Here is a 15,546-nt window from a genome sequence, read left to right as displayed (position 1 = left end):
GCAGGTGCCCCTGGTGTCGGCCCCTCCCCTTCGAGTGTGTGGGCAGATTCACGCTGTGTTCTGGCCTCCAGGTCGACATCAACGTCAGAGGGTCCTTTCGCGCTTCACTTCAGGCCGACACGGAGCGAATGGTCGGACGCGCGCAGGACCCACGGCCAGCGCGCGGCCCCGACCGGCATCTCGGCGGGGCTCGGGCTCGTAGCACCCGGCTGATCGGGTGTTGCACCAGGAGCCCCAAACATGGCCCTTTCCGACACCGCCGTCCGCATCCTCACCGAGGCTAGCCAGCATGCCCTCCGGCTGGCCACACCGCCCACGCACCTCCCCGCCGGCGCATTCACCGCGGTGCTCCGCAGCTTGCTCAAGGGCGGCTACGTCGAGGAATGCCCCGCCCCCTTCGAATACATCGGCCTCGGCTGGCGCCAGCAGGACGGCGTTTGGACCGCCCTGCGGGTGACCGACGCCGGGCTACAGGCGATCGACGCCGCTCCCCCGCCGGCAGCGCCCGAGGAGGCCAACAGCGCGCCGCCCACGGTATCTGCCGCCTCGGACGGGCAGCGGGCGCCAGAGGTCGTGGACGTCGCCCTTGAGGCCGCCATGGCGGCGCAGGCATCGACCATGCGCGCCGGCCTCCGCATCGCGGCCCAGCGCGTCCTCAGCGCCTGGGACGACGAGGCTAGCCAACGCGCCGACCTGCCCGACGCCATGGCCATGCTGCGGGGCCTCCTGACAAAGCCCGCACCAGCTGATCGCATCGCTTGCCCCCGCAAGCCGCGCGAGGGCACCAAGCAGCAGCAGGTCCTCGGCATGCTTCGGCGGACGGAGGGAGCGACGGTCGCCCAGGTGGCCGACGCCACCGGCTGGGCCAACCACACGGTCCGCGGTTTCTTCGCTGGCCTGAAGAAGCGCGGCATCGATGTCAGCGTGCTGGAGCGGGTCCGCCAGGTCGGCCCCGGCAAGGAGGGCGCCAAGGGCAGCTACACCGTCTACCGCATCGCCGAGGCGGGCTGATGCGGCCGGCGTTGCACGGTGCCGTCCGGCTGGCGGTAGGGCTCTACCGCGTTTCCACCGCCGAGCAGGGGCACAGCGGCCTTGGGCTGGAGGCGCAGCAGGCCAGCGTGCGGGCCTATGTCGAGGCCCAGGGCTGGACGCTGGTCGCCGAGTACTCGGACATCGCCAGCGGCAAGGACGACCGCAGGTCGGGCTTCCAGGCGGCACTGGCGCGGTGCCGGCAACTTTGCGCCGTGCTGGTCGCCGCACGCCTCGATCGGATCACCCGGCGCGCCCACACCCTTTCTGGGTTGCTGGAAGGCTACCAGATCCGGGCGGCTGACATGCCCGGCGCCGATGACCTGATGATGCGCATCTACGCCGCCATGGCGCAGAAGGAGCGCGAGCTGATCAGCGAGCGCACCAGGGCCGCGCTGGCGGCTGCCAAGGCGCGTGGAGCGGTGCTGGGCGGGGACAGGGGTTACCGGCCTGCCAGCGGTCCTGACGCTGCCGCAGCCGCCCAGGCGCGCCAGCAGGTGGCGGAGCGGGCCGCGCATCGGCTGGCCCTGGAGTTGGAGCGGCTGCAGGCCGAGGGTGTAACCGGCCAGGCGACGATGGCGCGGGCGCTGAACCAGCGCGGGGTGCAGGGGCCGTCAGGGCGCGGGGCGTGGACGCATACGACGGTGGCGCGGGTAATGGCCCGGGCGGCCAGCTCACTCAGGCCGCATACCATGGACAGACCACTGAGGGCAGTAGCCGGGCCTACTACCGTTCTCATGACCACCGGGCCTTCCTAGCTCTGCAGGATCTGTGGCGCTCAGACGCGTAGCGCTTCCACGACAGCGCGCAGGCCGGCCGACAGGTAACGGCGTGCCGGGTAATAGAGGTAGAGCCATTCTTCCGGTGCTCGCCACGTGGTGAGGCATTCCACCAGTTGCCCGCCCGCCAACCAAGGACGCGCGCGGTCTTCCCACACATAGGCGAGCGCCACGCCGGATCGCGCCGCCTCCACCATCAGCTCATGATCGTCGAGCGACAGCGGACCTGATGGCTCGAAGGACACGATCCTGCCCGCGCGGGCAAACTCCCACGGGTAAGCGGCGCCGCTCGGAAAGATGTTGCGAATGCAGACATGATCCTTGAGATCGGCCGGCGTGCGAGGAGGCGGGCGGCGCTCGAAATATGCCGGTGATCCGACGACGGCGAAGCGCAGTTGCGGCTTGATCTTCACCGCCGTCATGCCATCCCGCAGACTCTCACCAAGACGAATGCCGGCATCGAAGCCCTCCGCCGCGATGTCGACCAGGCGATCCGTAGCGACGATCTCGAGCTCAAGCTTGGGGTTCGCCGCCAGCAACGGACCCATGACCGGACCAAAGATGAAGGGTGCGATCGAATTCGGTGCGTTGATGCGCACCTTGCCGAAGGGCGTGTCGCGGTACTGGTTGAGCGCATCAAGCGCCGCGCCGATCTCGCAAAAGGCTGGCGATACCTGCGCCAGTAGCATGGCGCCGGCATCCGTCAGGGAGACACTGCGCGTCGTCCGGTTCAGCAGCCGAATGCCCACCCGCGCCTCGAGTTGGCTGACCGCGTGACTGATGGCCGAGGCAGTGACGCCGCGCTCCTCGCTGGCACGGCGAAAGCTGCGATGCCGCGCCGCGGCGTCGAAGGCCGCCAGTTCTGATAACTCCGTTGCTCGCATTGCTGAACATCACTCAGGACTATACCGACGATTGGTAGTCTAATCTTCCCAATGTAAAAGGTCGAGATTGCTCCTCACAGATGGCGCCAGTGCCGTCCCCCAGCAGAGGAGACAGATCATGGCCGACTTCATACCCCCCGCCGCGAACAGCGCCTCGCCCTTCGCCGACATGCGCGGCCACCACGTGGCAGTGCGCACGCCCGATCTCGAGATAGCCAAGCGCTGGTATGTCGAGAAGCTCGATTTCCGCATCGTCGCGGAATGGGATTATGCGGGCGAGAAGTTGGCGTATTTGGCGCCGGCGACCGACGACCATTTCTATGTCGAGATCCTGGGAGGCGGCGAATCAGCGCCGCGGGAGGTCCGGCCCTACACCAATCTCGGCGACAGCCTGAAATATGCCGGCTACCACCATTTCTGCCTGAACGTGGCGAGCGTCGACCGCACCGTCGAGACGCTGCGCGCACGCGGCGTGACGATCGTGACGGAGCCCTTCGAGCTTCCCGCCATCAGCCGACGTCTGGCCTTCTTCGCGGATCCCTTCGGCAATCTGATCGAGTTGGCGGAAGTGCTCTCCTGAGCCTCCGCCCTTCCGGCTTGCCGGCCGGTCGGCAGCGTAACGCGGCCGGCCTTCGCTTACTCTGAGGAGATACATTCCATGAAAGTCTGGTTCATCACAGGCGCTTCCCGCGGCTTCGGGGCCCTCGTCACCGATCGTGCTCTGGCGCAGGGTGACGCTGTCGTCGCCACGGCCCGCAACCCGAATGCGCTCATGGAGCGCTTCAGCTCGCACCCCAACCTGCTTCCCCTCGCCCTCGACGTGACCGACGAAGCGCAGGCGGCGGCCGCCGCCAGAGCGGCGATCGACCGCTTCGGCCGGATCGACATCCTCCTCAACAATGCCGGCTTCGGCCTCATGGGCGCCGTCGAGGAGGCCAGCGCCGCTGAGATCGAGGCAATCTACCGCACCAATGTCTTTGGGCTGCTTAACGTCACCCGCGCGGTGCTGCCGCATATGCGGGCGGCGCGCGCAGGCCGCATCCTCAACATCTCTTCGATCGGCGGCTATCGTGGCGGGGCAGGCTTCGGAGTTTATTGCTCGACCAAGTTCGCGGTCGAGGGGCTCTCCGAGGCGCTGCATGCCGAACTGGCGCCGCTCGGCATCCATGTCACCGTGATCGAGCCCGGGTATTTCCGGACCGACTTCCTCGACGCATCGTCGCTCTCCGTCAGTCCGGCCCGCATCGCCGACTATGACGCGAGCGCCGGCAGGGTGCGCAGCGTGGCAACCGACCTCAGTCATCAGCAGCCGGGTGATCCCGCCCGCCTCGCCGAGGTCCTCATCGCGTTCGTGGAGACGCCGGAACCGCCACTGCGCCTGCCACTCGGCAGCGACACCGTGGCGGCGATCGAGGCGAAGCACGAGGCCGATCGTGCGATCCTCGCAGCCTGGCGCGCCGTAGCGGTGTCGACCGATTTTGCGACCCCTTGATGGAGCGGACAGGCCGTCATGGCGGCGGCTGCCGATCGAGAACGTTCACTGCCCCCCTGTTCACCACCGAGCAACGGTCGTTGGTCCGTGGTGAACAGCCCTGTCGTCAGGCGATGCGCCAGTCGGCGACACCAAGATCCTGCCTATCAAACAGCCGCGCCCAGCTGTCCTTCGGCGCCTTGGCCTCGGGCTTGCGCGCGGTCCCCCTGATCATCTTGTCCAGCAGCTGCCCGACCAGGCCCAGAGCATCCACCTAGTCGTCGTGCTTGGCCGCCGGGAAGGTCAGCAGCTCGGCCTCAAATGCTTTCCGCCAGGGCGCGTGCCGCAGCAGGTGCTCGCCCTGCTGCATCCGTCTGAGCGCGCCTCCGTCGCCCCTGCCGCTGAGGGAGCTGGCTCGCAGGCTCACACGGTCCGCGGCTTCTGCGCTGGATTGAAGAAGCACCAGGGCATCTTGGTCGCGGCCGTCGGGCGGGTTCGGCTGGTCGGGCCCGGCGATGAGGGTGCCAAAGGCAGCTAGACTGTGTACCGCGTCGCCGAGGTGGGCTGAGGCTTTGGGCCTCCCGAGCGTTCTTCCGCCCGCACTGCGCGGTGCTGGGGCTCTGGCAGCCAACGACAGCCTCCACGTCGTGATCGCCCGAAGTCTGACGTGCCGCCCCACTTCGGGTTATCAGGAGCGGCATGAGTAACACGTTGCTTCACCCAAATGGGGCGCTTGCTTCCGGGCCGGAATACGAGGTCAGGGTCAGGTACGTGGCCCGGCCGCCAGCTCCCTGGACGTGGACAATCCATATCGAGGGACATCCGGAGCCAGCCTATGTCTCGCCCGACCGTCACCGCAGTGCGGAGGAGGCTTGGGAGGCGGGGCGCACCGCACTCATGCGGCTGGTTCAGCGCTAACCCGGTGTCACTCCCCGAGCGGCCGGGACGGCCTCCGGCGTCGTTCGACGATCGCGGACCGCTGGGGTGCCTCGATCGTCCTGGAAGACGGGCTTCTTCCTTTGCCACCCCGTTGCGCGTACTGCGTTCGGGCGCGAGGGTGCGCCAACAAAGCAGCGGTATGGCTTGCAGCAGGGGAGCGGACGACAGTTATGACTGGAACGCGACGTGGATTACTGGCTGCGAGTGCAGCGCTCTCCGGCACCGGCCTATGGAGCAGCACGGCGTGGGCGCAGGCCGCACCAGTTCTACGCCTCGGCATCCTGGGTGACCTCTCCGGGCCCTACCGCGACCTCTCCGGCCTCGGCACGATGGCTTGCGTGAGGCAGGCCATCGCAGACTTCGCTGCCGCCGGTGCACCACTGCAAGTTGAGGTGCTGCATGCTGACCATCAGCATAAGGCAGATATCGGCGCCGCGATCGCCCGGCAGTGGTATGACCGAGAAGGCGTCGACGCGATTCTCGAGGTGAACAACTCCTCCATCGCACTCGCTGTTGCCGACCTTGCCCGCGAGAAGGACAAAGTCTTTCTCGCTACTGGTCCGGCGACGGCCGACTTGCACGGGTCGCGCTGTGGCCCAAACCACGTCCACTGGACATATGATACCTGGATGCTCGCCCATGGCGCCGGCACCGCGACGGTGCGGGCGGGCGGCGACAGCTGGTTCTTCCTGACCGCCGACTACGCCTTTGGCCATTCGTTGCAGCGCGACACGGCGCGGGCAGTGGAGGTGGCCGGTGGCAAAGTGCTTGGGCAGGCGCGCTATCCCTTTCCGCAGACCACCGACTATTCCTCCTTCCTGCTCCAGGCACAGGCCTCGCGCGCCAAGGTACTTGGGCTCGCCAACGCCGGGACGGACACGGTGAACAGCGTCAAGCAAGCGCACGAATTCGGCCTGACGCGGCGGATGAAGCTGGTGGGGCTACTCTGTTTGCTGGGTGATGTCCGCGCCATGGGCGCCGAGGCCGCGCAGGGTCTGCTGCTGACCGAGCCCTTTTACTGGGACCTCGATGACCGCACGCGCGCATTCACGAAGCGCGTGCTGCCGAAGATGCCGTCCAACATCTATCCAAGCACCAATCATGCCGGCGCCTACTCGGCGGTGCTGCACTACCTCAAGACAGCAGCTGCCATGGGTCCAGCGCAAGCGAAGGCCTCCGGCCGTGCTGCCATCGAGCAGATGAAGGCCTTGCCGACCGACGACGATTGCTTCGGTCCGGGGCGGGTTCGGGAGGACGGCCGCAAGATTCACCCTGTCTACCTGTTCGAGGTGAAGCCGCCCTCCGAGGTGAAGAGTGACTGGGACCTCTATCGTCTTACCGGAACTATAGAGGCTGAGCAGGCTATGCGCCCAATGAGCGAGGGAGGTTGTCCGCTCGTACGGACCTGAGGCGCCTTTTCGGCAAGGTCGGCCGGCAAGAACCCGCGCTTTCCAGCGGATCAGTCAGCTCGGTCCCGACAAAGATGCGCAAAAGGCAGCTACACCGTCGACTGCGTCACGTTATGGAACGACCCAGGCGGATGGCGTGGAGGTCCGAAACTCATTGAGATCTGATGGTAGGGTTCTGAAGGTTGCCGCGAACAACTATGGCGCCCGGCGGAGTCCGGGCTGCCAGGCGGCGGCCCTGCTGGGAGGACACAATCAATGACCACGGTCTCCATCGGCCGTCGCTCCGCTCTCGGTACCGCGCTCGCCGTCACGACGCTCGCGTGCCCGGCTATTGGCCAGGGACGCTTCCCCAATCGCCCCGTCCGATTCCTGATTCCTTGGGCGCCCGGTGGCACGCTCGACGGCTTCATGCGCCTGCAAGCAGAGCTGTTCCAGCAGGACACCGGCCAGACGCTGGTTATCGAAAACCGCCCCGGCGCCCGCGGCACGCTGGCCGCGCAGTTCCTGCTCAACCAGGCGCGGCCTGACGGCTACACCATCGCCCACCACCATCTCTCCGTGATCCGCCACCCCTTCCTGACGCGGCGGCCCACCTGGGATCCGGTGAACGACTTCACCTATATCATGCAGCAGACCGGCTTTGTCTTCGGCCACGTGGTGCACCCGGCATCTGGCTGGAACACGCTCGCTGACATGTTCGCTGAGGCACGCCGACGCCCGGGTGAACTCACCTACGGTACCTCCGGCATCGCCACCTCCAACCACCTGGCCATGGAGGAGCTCTGCGAGAAGGAAGGCGTGCAGATGACGCATGTGCCCTACCGCGGCACGTCGGAAAACATCACCGCCGTGCTCGCGCGTCAGCTGGACTGCATCGCTAACTCCAACTCATGGGCTCCGGTGGTCGAGACGGGACAGTTGCGGTTGCTCGCGGTCTGGACGAAAGAGCGACTACGCAGCTTTCCCAATGTCCCGACGCTGCTCGAGCTTGGCTACGGCATGGTGGTGACTTCGCCTTACGGCGTAGCCGGACCCAAGGGCATGGATCCGGAGGTGGTCGAGACGTTGCACCAGGCATTCCGGAAGACGCAGTTCCATCCGCGAGTGCAGGAGTTCATGGCAACTAACGATATGCCAGACGAGTACCTTGGACCCGCTGACTACACTGCCTTCGCGCGCGAGCGCGCCGCGTACGAGCGGCGAATGGTCACCCGGCTGAATCTCTCGATCGATTGACCTGCAAACTAATCAGCTGATGGCGTGGTAGCTGGCGAGGCGGAGTAGCCGACCCGGCCTGTGCCTCACCCGCTGGAGGCGCGGCGCAAAGAGGTACGGGGGCGTGAACAGCGGGCTGTCGTGCCTGCTCGTCGGAGAGGCAGGTAGGGAATTTGCCAGCTGCGCCCCGCAGGCTCACTTCAGGTGTTGGGCGAGATGCTTGTTCATCTCGAACATGGTCACCTTGTCCTTGCCGAACACCTTGCGGAGCTTGTCGTCGGCTAGGATCTCGCGGCGATTCTCCGGGTTCTGCAGGTTGTTGGCCTTGATGTACTCCCACACCTTGCTCACCACCTCGCCGCGCGGAAGAGGGCCTGTGCCGACGACTGCACTCAGTTCCTCCGAGGGCTTCAAGGGTTTCTGCAGTGCATTCGGCTTGCCGCCGTCCGATTTCGCTGCGGGCTTCTTTGGCTTTTCCGCTGTCTTGGTCGCCATGTGGCCTCCGGGTCTCGTTGCGGCCGATTCGCGTCGGCATTCTCGCACAGGGCCATGCGCCGGCGGCAGCCCAATCAGCTGAGAATGCGATTGCGCAGAAGCTCCGGAACGTCGGCCTGCCCGTCATCGTTCGGCCAACCGCCATCATGAGCACCATCGCAGCGCCGATTTACTGCACCCGCTGCTGCATCAGGGGTGAAGAGTGTTTAGTCGTCGCTCGCTCCGGCAAAGCCTCAGCACTCGAACATACGTTACCAATGCAGCAGGTAAGGAGGTAAAAAGGATGCCCTCGGCCACGTCGCTTCTTCGTGCCCACGATGTGTGCTCTCCAGCTGCACCAAGCGAGCGGGTGGTATGCCTTGCTCAGGCCGGTTCGTCGCACCCACATCGCACAACGCGTCGACGATCCCGATCGCTGCATTCCAGTACTCGTCCTGCACCCGAGCATCTGGAGCGCTACGCGCCAATCGGGTGAGCAGGCGCGCAGCATAACCCGCCAAGTTGACACCATCATCGACCGACAGAGAACATTCGAGCAGACGCTGATCATGGTCTTTGCGGAGCCAACGCCAGAGCCGCCCAAGCGCGAAACCCGAGGTCGATGCAGACAGCGTGGGCTCGGTCAAACCGCAATCTAATGTTCTAGCCAGGGTCCCGTTGGTCAAGAATCGACGCAGGACCTGCGCACGCAGACCGTCATGTCCATCGTTGGTACCGATTATACGCGGCGCAAACGCCTTGAGGCGCTGCCGAGCCTTGTGGGGCATGTTGCCGTTGATACGGACAGCGAAGGCCTGGATTAGCGGCGAAGCGCATCCCGGCGAGTCGGAGTGCTCCTCTCCCGCCAGGAATGCCACGAGCGACATCAGGCACATCTTGCCGTCGCCTGGATTGCCAATCGTGCCGCTAACGAGTTCGACCCGATCGAGGGCCCGCTGCAGTCTGAGATCGAGCTCCATGGGATGCTCCCCTAGCTGCTGCCGATCGCCGCTCGCGTCGCGGCGGCGGGTGATATCGGCGACTTGGGGCACCGCATGGCTGGATTCGAGGTACTCCCGCAACATTGAAATGTCATTGCGTACCGCGAAGCACCAGCTCGCCTCAGCCGTCGGATCCTTTTTAGGGTGGCAGCAGGAGATAAAGTCGCAACAGCCTACCGAAGGCCGGAAAGGAAAAGCGCATATGGGCGATGAGTTGGTGCTGTTAGAGCAGGCGCCGGAGGGTTACGCCGTTCTCACCCTGAACCGCCCGACAGCGATGAATGCACTGTCGGCCGCGCTGCGTGAGGCGCTTGCGGACGCGGTCACCCAGCTCTCAGCAGAGCCATCCTGCCGAGTCTTAATCATTACCGGCAGCGGCCGAGCATTCTGTGCCGGGCTGGACCTAAAGGAGCTTGGTTCGGCCGGTGAAGCGCCAGCGCTCGGGAGCAAAGGTGCCGATCCGGTGGCGGCCTTAGCAGGCTTTACCGGCCCTGTCATCGCCGCGGTCAACGGCGCGGCGATTACCGGTGGCTTCGAACTGGCGCTGGCGTGCGACATCATCCTGGCTTCGGACGAGGCGCGCTTTGCCGACACCCATGCCCGGGTCGGGGTGCTACCTGGCTGGGGACTATCGCAGCGGCTGCCACGGATCATTGGACCGGGCCGCGCCAAAGAAATGTCGCTGACCGGCAACTTCGTCGGAGCGCGGCAGGCCGAAGTGTGGGGTCTGGTGAACCGCGTCTTGCCGGCAAGCGAGCTGCTCCCGACGGCGCGCTCAATGGCCCACGACATACTTTCCGCACTGCCGGAGATGCTGCCCGCGATGAAGCGCTTGATCGACGATGGCTATGCTCTGCCCTTCGGTGAAGCAATGGCGCTGGAGAGGGAGCGCAGCCTGGCGCATCGGGCGCAGGTAACAGGGGCTGCAGTTGCTCAGCGCCTCAGTGGCGTTTTGGTGCGGGGGAAGGCGCAGTCGGATAGCTGACCCCGCTCCGCGCTACTTGTCAGCTAAAGGCCGGATTGCGCAGGAACTCCATGGTATCCACCTACCCATCGTCGGATGCCATCGCGCGGCCGATTGCCATCACCAGCGCGACTTCGGCGTCGATCTGCTGCTCCGGCCGGTGCTTCGTCGGGTAGAGGTTGCATTGCTGAGCGTCAGATTCGGTATACGTACCTGTTACCGCTGATAAGCCGTCCGAGCAGGAAACCAGCGCAGGCCGCTACGCCGATCGCGGTCAAGGGACGCTCCCGAACGACATCCAGGTATCGATCGAGTTCCTGGCCGTAGCGGTCGGCCGTCCTGGCAGCGGCATCCAATCGTGGTGTGGCAGGCTCGGCAGAGAGCCGCTCCACCTCCGCGCGGAGATGTTGCACCTCAGACTGTGGCTCAGTTGTAGCCGCTTCAGCCGCATCCTCAGCCCTGCCGGCTGCATTCCGAACGCTGCCGACCGCCTGGTCGTAGGTCCCCTCCACCTGAAGCTTTGTGTCTCCGGTGAGCCGGCCCGTGGCTGCCTCGACCTTGCCCTTCGCTTGCTGAGCGGAACCGGCGATGCGATCTGGATCCACGATGATGCTTCCTCCATTTGCGGAATGTCCGGCGATTACACTGGACGATTTCGACCCGCTAACGTTACAGACTTGGCTTGGTTCTTCTGGGTCACTGGTGACCATTCGGACTACGCGGCAAGCCACTCCTTCAGCTTCGACCAGCGGCGTCGGGTCTGCTGGCCGCGGACGGCGATGGACAGCGCCTTCCGCTGGCCGACCAGCACCACCAGCCGCTTGCCGCGGGTCACGGCGGTGTAGATCAGGTTGCGCTGGAGCATGGGGTAGTGCTGGGTGGTGACCGGGATGACCATTGCCGGGTACTCCGAGCCCTGGCTCTTGTGGACGGTCGTGGCGTAGGCAAGCACGAGCTCGTCCAGCTCGCCGAAGCCGTAGGCGATCTCCCGACCCTCGTAGTCGACCACCAGCTCGCCATCCTCCATGTCGATCCGAGCCACGATGCCGAGGTCGCCGTTGTAGACCTCGCGCCGGTGGTCGTTGGCCACCTGCATGACCTTGTCGCCCGGGCCGAAAGTCCAGCCGAAGCGCTCGACCCGCACCTCACCCGGCGGGTTCAGCGCCTTCTGCAGCTCGATGTTGAGCGACCGCGCCCCGAGCCCGCCGCGGTTCATCGGGCAGAGCACCTGCACGTCGCGGACCGGGTCGAGCCCGAAGCGGCCGGGGATGCGGTCGCGGACCATGGCCAGGAGCTTCTCCAGCCCGGTCTCCGGGTCGGCCGCCTCGACGAAGTAGAAGTCGGAGCCCTCCTGCGGCTTGAGGTGCGGCATCTTGCCGCGGTTGATCAGGTGGGCGTTGGTGACGATCCGGCTGCCGGCGGCCTGGCGGAACACCTCGGTCAGGCGCACCACCGGGGCCGCGCCGGAGCTGATGATGTCGGCCAGCACCTGCCCCGGCCCGACCGAGGGCAGCTGGTCCACGTCGCCGACCAGCAGCAGGGCGGCGCCTTCAGGCAGCGCCTTCAGCAGCGCCCGCATGAGGGGGACGTCCACCATGCTGGTCTCGTCCACCACCAGCAGGTCACAGGCGAGCGGCTGCAGGTCGGTGCGCTTGAAGCCGCCCTCCTTCGGGTTGGCCTCGAGCAGGCGGTGGATGGTGGTGGCCTCGCGGCCGGTACTCTCGGCAAGGCGCTTGGCGGCACGGCCGGTCGGGGCGCAGAGGGCGATCTCGGGCCCTTTGGCCGCCACGATCTTCAGGATCGAGTTGACCAGGGTGGTCTTGCCGACGCCCGGGCCGCCGGTGATGACCAGCACCTTGGACGCGAGCGCCAGGCGCACCGCCGCCCGCTGGCTCTCGGCCAGGATCAGGCCGGTCTTCCCCTCCACCCAGGGGATGGCCCGCTCGGCGTCGATCGCCGGCCAGGGCGGCGCGCCGACGGCCAGGTGCCGCAGCCGCTCGGCGATCTCCCGCTCGGCCCGGTACAGGCCGGCCAGGAATACGCAACGCTGCCCTTCCAGGGTGTCGGCCACCACCTCGCCGGCCTCGAGCTCCAGGCCGAGGGCGGTCCGGACCAGCTCCCCCGGGATCTCCAGCAGGCTCAGGGCGAGGTCCACCAGCTCCGCCTCGGGCAGGCCGCAGTGGCCCCCCTCCATGGCCTCGGCCAGGGCGAAGGAGATGCCGGCCCGCACCCGGATCATGGCCGTGCGCTCGATGCCCAGCCTGGCGGCGATCTGGTCGGCGGTGCGGAAGCCGATGCCGCGGATGTCGCGGGCGAGGCGGTAGGGGTTCTCGCTGACCAGCCGCACGGCCTCGGCGCCGTAGGTCTTGTAGATCCGCACCGCCCGCGAGGTGCCGACCCCATTCGAGTGGAGAAAGAGCATGATCTCACGGATCACCTTCTGCTCGGCCCAGCCGGCAACGATGCGTGCCGCCCGCTTCGGACCGATGCCGGTGACCTCGCGCAGGCGGTCCGGCTGCTGCTCGATCAGGTCGAACACTGCCTCGCCGAAGGCGGCGACCAGCTTCCTGGCGTTCACCGGGCCGATGCCGCGGATCATGCCGGAGCCGAGGTACTTCTCCATACCCTCCAGCGTGGTCGGCGCGGTCGCCTTCAGGAAAGTGGCCTTGAACTGCAGGCCATGGGTGCGGTCGTTGACCCAGGTGCCCGAGCCGCTGACGAACTCGCCGGCCGAGATCAGGGCGGCATGGCCGACCACGGTTACGGGGTCGCGCTGGCCACGCACCTTGACCCGCAGCACGCAGAAGCCGGTGTCGGCATTGTGGAACGTGACCCGCTCGACCAGGCCGGCCAGGGCTTCGGTCGGCGGGCCACGGCCCGTCGCAGACGAGGTGGCTGGGACAGGTTGCTCCAAGTGAGTCTCACACGCTGAACTGCTGGGGAAGTCCCGCCCTCCTGGCTTGGCACGGGCGCACCGCTGAGGGAATGGTAGCTCGCCCTGGCACCGCCTGGCGCCGCCCCGTTCGGTCCTGCCGGCGGGGCTCTGGCCGGTGACGAGCCCCGACGGTCGGGGTTCGTCCAGGAGATCCCGGTCATGCCACCATCCGACATGCCTCGCCCGGCGGAGCGCCGCGCATGAGCCCGGAAGCGAGGGCCTACCGTCGCGCCCAGCGCGCCCGCTATCCCCGGGACTGGAAATGGATCAGCCGGTGGGTAATCACCCGCGCCGAGTATCGCTGCGAGGCGTGCGGCGCTGAGCAGGGCAAGCCGCACCCGGTCTCAGGCTCGAAGGTCATCCTCGGCACCGCCCATCTAGACCACCGGCCCGAAAACGTCTCGCCGGACAACCTGCGGGCATGGTGCCAGCGTTGCCATCTCCGCTACGACCACCCGCATCACCTGGCGCAGATCAGGGCCAATCGGCTGGCGCGGCTTGCTGCGGTACCACCGGGCGGCCTGCTGGCCCTTATGCTCGGCACCGCGCCCGACCGCGGTCCGTGAGCTAGTCCCAGTGGTGCCGGCCTCGCGCGGCGGTGCGGCGTCAGCTACCTGCTGCCGCGATCGGTGCCGCTAGGATGGCGGCATCAGCGGATGACGAGCGCGCAGCGTTGACCCTGCTGCTGGCTTCAGCCGTTGCCCAACGGAGGAGGCCCGCCGAGCCGGCCGGTGAAAGTCGGTACACGCCGCGGGCTTGCCGCTCGAACCAGCCGTAGACGTTCCTGAGCAGGATCGCAGCAGCATCAGGTGCGACCTCCCGCAGGTCGCGCGGCCGCTTCGGACCTGCGCATAGTGCCTCGGCGCAGGCCAGGGCGCGCTGGCGGTAGGCCGTCATGACGGGCTGCCGCGACGAGCCTCCGACGGCCGGATCGCCGCGCCTGCGCTGGTGCTCGCTGAGCAGGAGGGAACGGCGCTTGGCGTTTGTCCGCGGCCGGTAGGGGCCGGGCTCGGCTAGCACCTCGACCGAGCGCCGCGCCGGGTCGACCGCGAGGAGGCCGAAGCCGAGCAAGCGGCATAGCCGGTGGGTACGGCCATCACGGTCACGTCCACGGCGGGTGGCTCGCACCGCGAGCCAGACCTCGTCGGCCGCGGCGAGACGGTCGACCCCCTGCAGGATTAGCTCCAGCGTCAGTCCGAGCTTGAGCTCGGTGATGACCAGGAAGGGCGGTTCACCGGGCCGGACGGCGACGATGTCGCAGCCGCAGACCTCGCCCTTCGCCTCGTAGCCGAGCCGCTCGAGGTGTGCCTTGACCGCGGCATAGAGCGAGGTCTCCAGCGTGCGGCCAGGCTTGGTGCTCGGCATTCCGGCTTCCCGATCGGTGGGCCGACAGCACAGCGCGCCAACACGCCCTTGACTAGGCGAGTCGCGGCGGGCTGGCTAGGCTGATCATAAATGGGGAGGAACGGCTGCTCATGCCCAGCATCACCCGCCGGAGCCTAGTCGCGGCTGGCTTGGTAGGCGCGCCGATCGTGACCCTCGGGCAGGGCAGCTGGCCGGGCGAACGGCCCATCAGCTTCATCGTACCCTTCCCGCCCGGCGGCGGCACCGACGTGATGGCCCGAGCGATGGTGCCCTATCTCGAGCGATACTTGCCCGGAGCACGCTTCGTCGTGCTGAACCGTCCGGGGGCCGGTGCCGAGATCGGCTACACCGCGCTGGCCAGCGCCCCACCCGATGGCCTCACCGTCGGCGTCGTCATCGTCCCGAGCCTGCAGACGATCACCATCGAGCGCACGCCGCGCTACCGGCGGCAGGACTTCGCCTTCCTCGGCAGCGTCGTGGACGATCCCGGCGGTTTCTTCGTCGCACCCGACAGCCCGCTGCGCGGCCTCACCGAGCTTGCCGCCTACGCTCGTGCCAACCCGGACAAGGTCGCGGTCGGCACCGCCGGCATCGGCTCCGACGACCACCTGCTGATGCTGGGCTTCGAGCGCCTGATCGGCACCCGTCTCGTGCATGTCCCCTTCGCCGGCCAGGCGCCGACCATCACGGCGCTGCTCGGGCGCCATATCATGGTGGCGGCGATGAACATCGGGGAAAGCCTGGAGCTCGTGAAACAGGGTCAGGTCCGCCCGCTGGCCCAGGCCGCGCCGGCGCGAACCGCGTTGGCCCCGGACATCCCTACCTTCCGCGAGCAGGGCTTCGAGCTCACGGGCGGCGTCGTGCGCGGGCTGGCGGTGCCGGCGGGCACGCCGGCGCCCCTCCGCGCCCGGCTCGAGGCGGCGCTGCTCGCCACCATGGACGATCCCGCCTGGCAGGCCGAGGCTGGTCGGCTGTACCAGCCGTTGCGCCGCATGGACGGCGCCGGCTTCACCCGCCTGGTCGAGGCGGAAGCCGAGCGCCTTCGCCTTCTCTGGCAGGACCGGCCCTGGAAGGACTGACC

Annotated in this window: 16 protein-coding genes; 9 read left to right on the top strand and 7 right to left on the bottom strand. The window is 67.3% G+C overall.

What is annotated here, in order from left to right; all coding sequences use genetic code 11:
- The first annotated feature begins 240 nt into the window (after positions 1–240).
- On the top strand, positions 241–1,011 hold the full coding sequence (locus ACFQS7_RS27285; protein WP_380070313.1) for a DUF3489 domain-containing protein: 771 nt from the start codon (positions 241–243) through the stop codon (positions 1,009–1,011).
- On the top strand, positions 1,011–1,787 hold the full coding sequence (locus tag ACFQS7_RS27280) for a recombinase family protein (RefSeq protein WP_380070312.1): 777 nt from the start codon (positions 1,011–1,013) through the stop codon (positions 1,785–1,787). The genes ACFQS7_RS27285 and ACFQS7_RS27280 overlap by 1 nt, the downstream gene beginning before the upstream one ends.
- Positions 1,788–1,807: 20 nt before the next feature.
- Here the strand turns inward: ACFQS7_RS27280 and ACFQS7_RS27275 are convergent, their stop codons facing one another.
- A complete protein-coding gene (locus ACFQS7_RS27275; RefSeq protein WP_380070311.1) occupies positions 1,808–2,692 on the bottom strand; it encodes a LysR family transcriptional regulator in 885 nt (294 codons plus the stop codon).
- A gap of 118 nt (positions 2,693–2,810) precedes the next feature.
- On the opposite strand from ACFQS7_RS27275, the gene ACFQS7_RS27270 reads away from it, so the two are divergent.
- Entirely contained in the window at positions 2,811–3,272 is a 462-nt protein-coding gene (locus tag ACFQS7_RS27270; protein WP_380070310.1) for a VOC family protein, read from the top strand.
- 78 nt (positions 3,273–3,350) lie between these two features.
- Complete coding sequence (locus ACFQS7_RS27265) at positions 3,351–4,184, top strand: oxidoreductase (RefSeq protein ID WP_380070309.1); 834 nt, start codon at positions 3,351–3,353, stop codon at positions 4,182–4,184.
- A 106-nt stretch (positions 4,185–4,290) separates the two neighbouring features.
- Here ACFQS7_RS27265 and ACFQS7_RS27260 read toward each other — a convergent pair whose 3' ends face one another.
- A complete protein-coding gene (locus tag ACFQS7_RS27260; protein WP_380070308.1) occupies positions 4,291–4,437 on the bottom strand; it encodes a hypothetical protein in 147 nt (48 codons plus the stop codon).
- Positions 4,438–5,272: 835 nt separating this feature from the next.
- Here ACFQS7_RS27260 and ACFQS7_RS27255 point away from each other — a divergent pair.
- Entirely contained in the window at positions 5,273–6,511 is a 1,239-nt protein-coding gene (locus ACFQS7_RS27255) for an ABC transporter substrate-binding protein (RefSeq protein WP_380070307.1), read from the top strand.
- Between the two features lie 255 nt (positions 6,512–6,766).
- The gene (locus tag ACFQS7_RS27250) at positions 6,767–7,747 is read left to right on the top strand and encodes a Bug family tripartite tricarboxylate transporter substrate binding protein (RefSeq protein WP_380070306.1); all 981 of its coding nucleotides are present in this window, start codon (positions 6,767–6,769) and stop codon (positions 7,745–7,747) included.
- A gap of 174 nt (positions 7,748–7,921) precedes the next feature.
- On the opposite strand, the gene ACFQS7_RS27245 is transcribed toward ACFQS7_RS27250, so the two are convergent.
- Both ACFQS7_RS27245 and ACFQS7_RS27240 read right to left on the bottom strand, forming a co-directional pair.
- A complete protein-coding gene (locus ACFQS7_RS27245; protein WP_380070305.1) occupies positions 7,922–8,221 on the bottom strand; it encodes an SWIB/MDM2 domain-containing protein in 300 nt (99 codons plus the stop codon).
- 251 nt (positions 8,222–8,472) lie between these two features.
- Positions 8,473–9,285 (bottom strand): hypothetical protein, encoded by an 813-nt coding sequence (locus ACFQS7_RS27240; RefSeq protein WP_380070304.1) that lies wholly within the window; start codon positions 9,283–9,285, stop codon positions 8,473–8,475.
- Between the two features lie 4 nt (positions 9,286–9,289).
- On the opposite strand from ACFQS7_RS27240, the gene ACFQS7_RS27235 reads away from it, so the two are divergent.
- Positions 9,290–10,186, top strand: coding sequence for an enoyl-CoA hydratase (locus tag ACFQS7_RS27235; RefSeq protein WP_380070303.1), 897 nt, complete (start codon positions 9,290–9,292; stop codon positions 10,184–10,186).
- 173 nt (positions 10,187–10,359) lie between these two features.
- Here the strand turns inward: ACFQS7_RS27235 and ACFQS7_RS27230 are convergent, their stop codons facing one another.
- Both ACFQS7_RS27230 and ACFQS7_RS27225 read right to left on the bottom strand, forming a co-directional pair.
- A complete protein-coding gene (locus ACFQS7_RS27230; protein ID WP_380070302.1) occupies positions 10,360–10,770 on the bottom strand; it encodes a CsbD family protein in 411 nt (136 codons plus the stop codon).
- Positions 10,771–10,880: 110 nt separating this feature from the next.
- Entirely contained in the window at positions 10,881–13,079 is a 2,199-nt protein-coding gene (locus tag ACFQS7_RS27225; RefSeq protein ID WP_380070301.1) for an ATP-dependent RecD-like DNA helicase, read from the bottom strand.
- A 221-nt stretch (positions 13,080–13,300) separates the two neighbouring features.
- Between ACFQS7_RS27225 and ACFQS7_RS27220 the strand changes: the two genes are divergently transcribed.
- The gene (locus tag ACFQS7_RS27220) at positions 13,301–13,666 is read left to right on the top strand and encodes a hypothetical protein (protein WP_380070300.1); all 366 of its coding nucleotides are present in this window, start codon (positions 13,301–13,303) and stop codon (positions 13,664–13,666) included.
- A gap of 40 nt (positions 13,667–13,706) precedes the next feature.
- Here the strand turns inward: ACFQS7_RS27220 and ACFQS7_RS27215 are convergent, their stop codons facing one another.
- On the bottom strand, positions 13,707–14,465 hold the full coding sequence (locus tag ACFQS7_RS27215; RefSeq protein ID WP_380070299.1) for a DUF2161 family putative PD-(D/E)XK-type phosphodiesterase: 759 nt from the start codon (positions 14,463–14,465) through the stop codon (positions 13,707–13,709).
- A gap of 110 nt (positions 14,466–14,575) precedes the next feature.
- Here ACFQS7_RS27215 and ACFQS7_RS27210 point away from each other — a divergent pair, with 110 nt between their 5' ends.
- Complete coding sequence (locus ACFQS7_RS27210; protein ID WP_380070298.1) at positions 14,576–15,544, top strand: tripartite tricarboxylate transporter substrate binding protein; 969 nt, start codon at positions 14,576–14,578, stop codon at positions 15,542–15,544.
- Positions 15,545–15,546 lie beyond the last annotated feature (2 nt).

Origin of the sequence: Dankookia sp. GCM10030260 (genome assembly GCF_042666655.1) — a bacterium.
In the GTDB taxonomy this organism is placed as follows: Bacteria; Pseudomonadota; Alphaproteobacteria; order Acetobacterales; family Acetobacteraceae; genus Paracraurococcus.
Note: the sequence above shows the minus strand (reverse complement) of the source record. Positions and strands in the feature narration are given on the sequence as shown.

Excerpts from the sequence above, each read along its gene's own strand:
- ACFQS7_RS27245 (WP_380070305.1), bottom strand. The coding sequence starts at position 8,221 with ATGGCGACCAAGACAGCGGAAAAGCCAAAGAAGCCCGCAGCGAAATCG.
- ACFQS7_RS27235 (WP_380070303.1), top strand. The coding sequence starts at position 9,290 with ATGTCATTGCGTACCGCGAAGCACCAGCTCGCCTCAGCCGTCGGATCC.
- ACFQS7_RS27280 (WP_380070312.1), top strand. The coding sequence starts at position 1,011 with ATGCGGCCGGCGTTGCACGGTGCCGTCCGGCTGGCGGTAGGGCTCTAC.
- ACFQS7_RS27215 (WP_380070299.1), bottom strand. The coding sequence starts at position 14,465 with ATGCCGAGCACCAAGCCTGGCCGCACGCTGGAGACCTCGCTCTATGCC.
- ACFQS7_RS27250 (WP_380070306.1), top strand. The coding sequence starts at position 6,767 with ATGACCACGGTCTCCATCGGCCGTCGCTCCGCTCTCGGTACCGCGCTC.
- ACFQS7_RS27275 (WP_380070311.1), bottom strand. The coding sequence starts at position 2,692 with ATGCGAGCAACGGAGTTATCAGAACTGGCGGCCTTCGACGCCGCGGCG.
- ACFQS7_RS27210 (WP_380070298.1), top strand. The coding sequence starts at position 14,576 with ATGCCCAGCATCACCCGCCGGAGCCTAGTCGCGGCTGGCTTGGTAGGC.
- ACFQS7_RS27265 (WP_380070309.1), top strand. The coding sequence starts at position 3,351 with ATGAAAGTCTGGTTCATCACAGGCGCTTCCCGCGGCTTCGGGGCCCTC.
- ACFQS7_RS27285 (WP_380070313.1), top strand. The coding sequence starts at position 241 with ATGGCCCTTTCCGACACCGCCGTCCGCATCCTCACCGAGGCTAGCCAG.
- ACFQS7_RS27220 (WP_380070300.1), top strand. The coding sequence starts at position 13,301 with ATGAGCCCGGAAGCGAGGGCCTACCGTCGCGCCCAGCGCGCCCGCTAT.
- ACFQS7_RS27240 (WP_380070304.1), bottom strand. The coding sequence starts at position 9,285 with ATGTTGCGGGAGTACCTCGAATCCAGCCATGCGGTGCCCCAAGTCGCC.
- ACFQS7_RS27255 (WP_380070307.1), top strand. The coding sequence starts at position 5,273 with ATGACTGGAACGCGACGTGGATTACTGGCTGCGAGTGCAGCGCTCTCC.
- ACFQS7_RS27270 (WP_380070310.1), top strand. The coding sequence starts at position 2,811 with ATGGCCGACTTCATACCCCCCGCCGCGAACAGCGCCTCGCCCTTCGCC.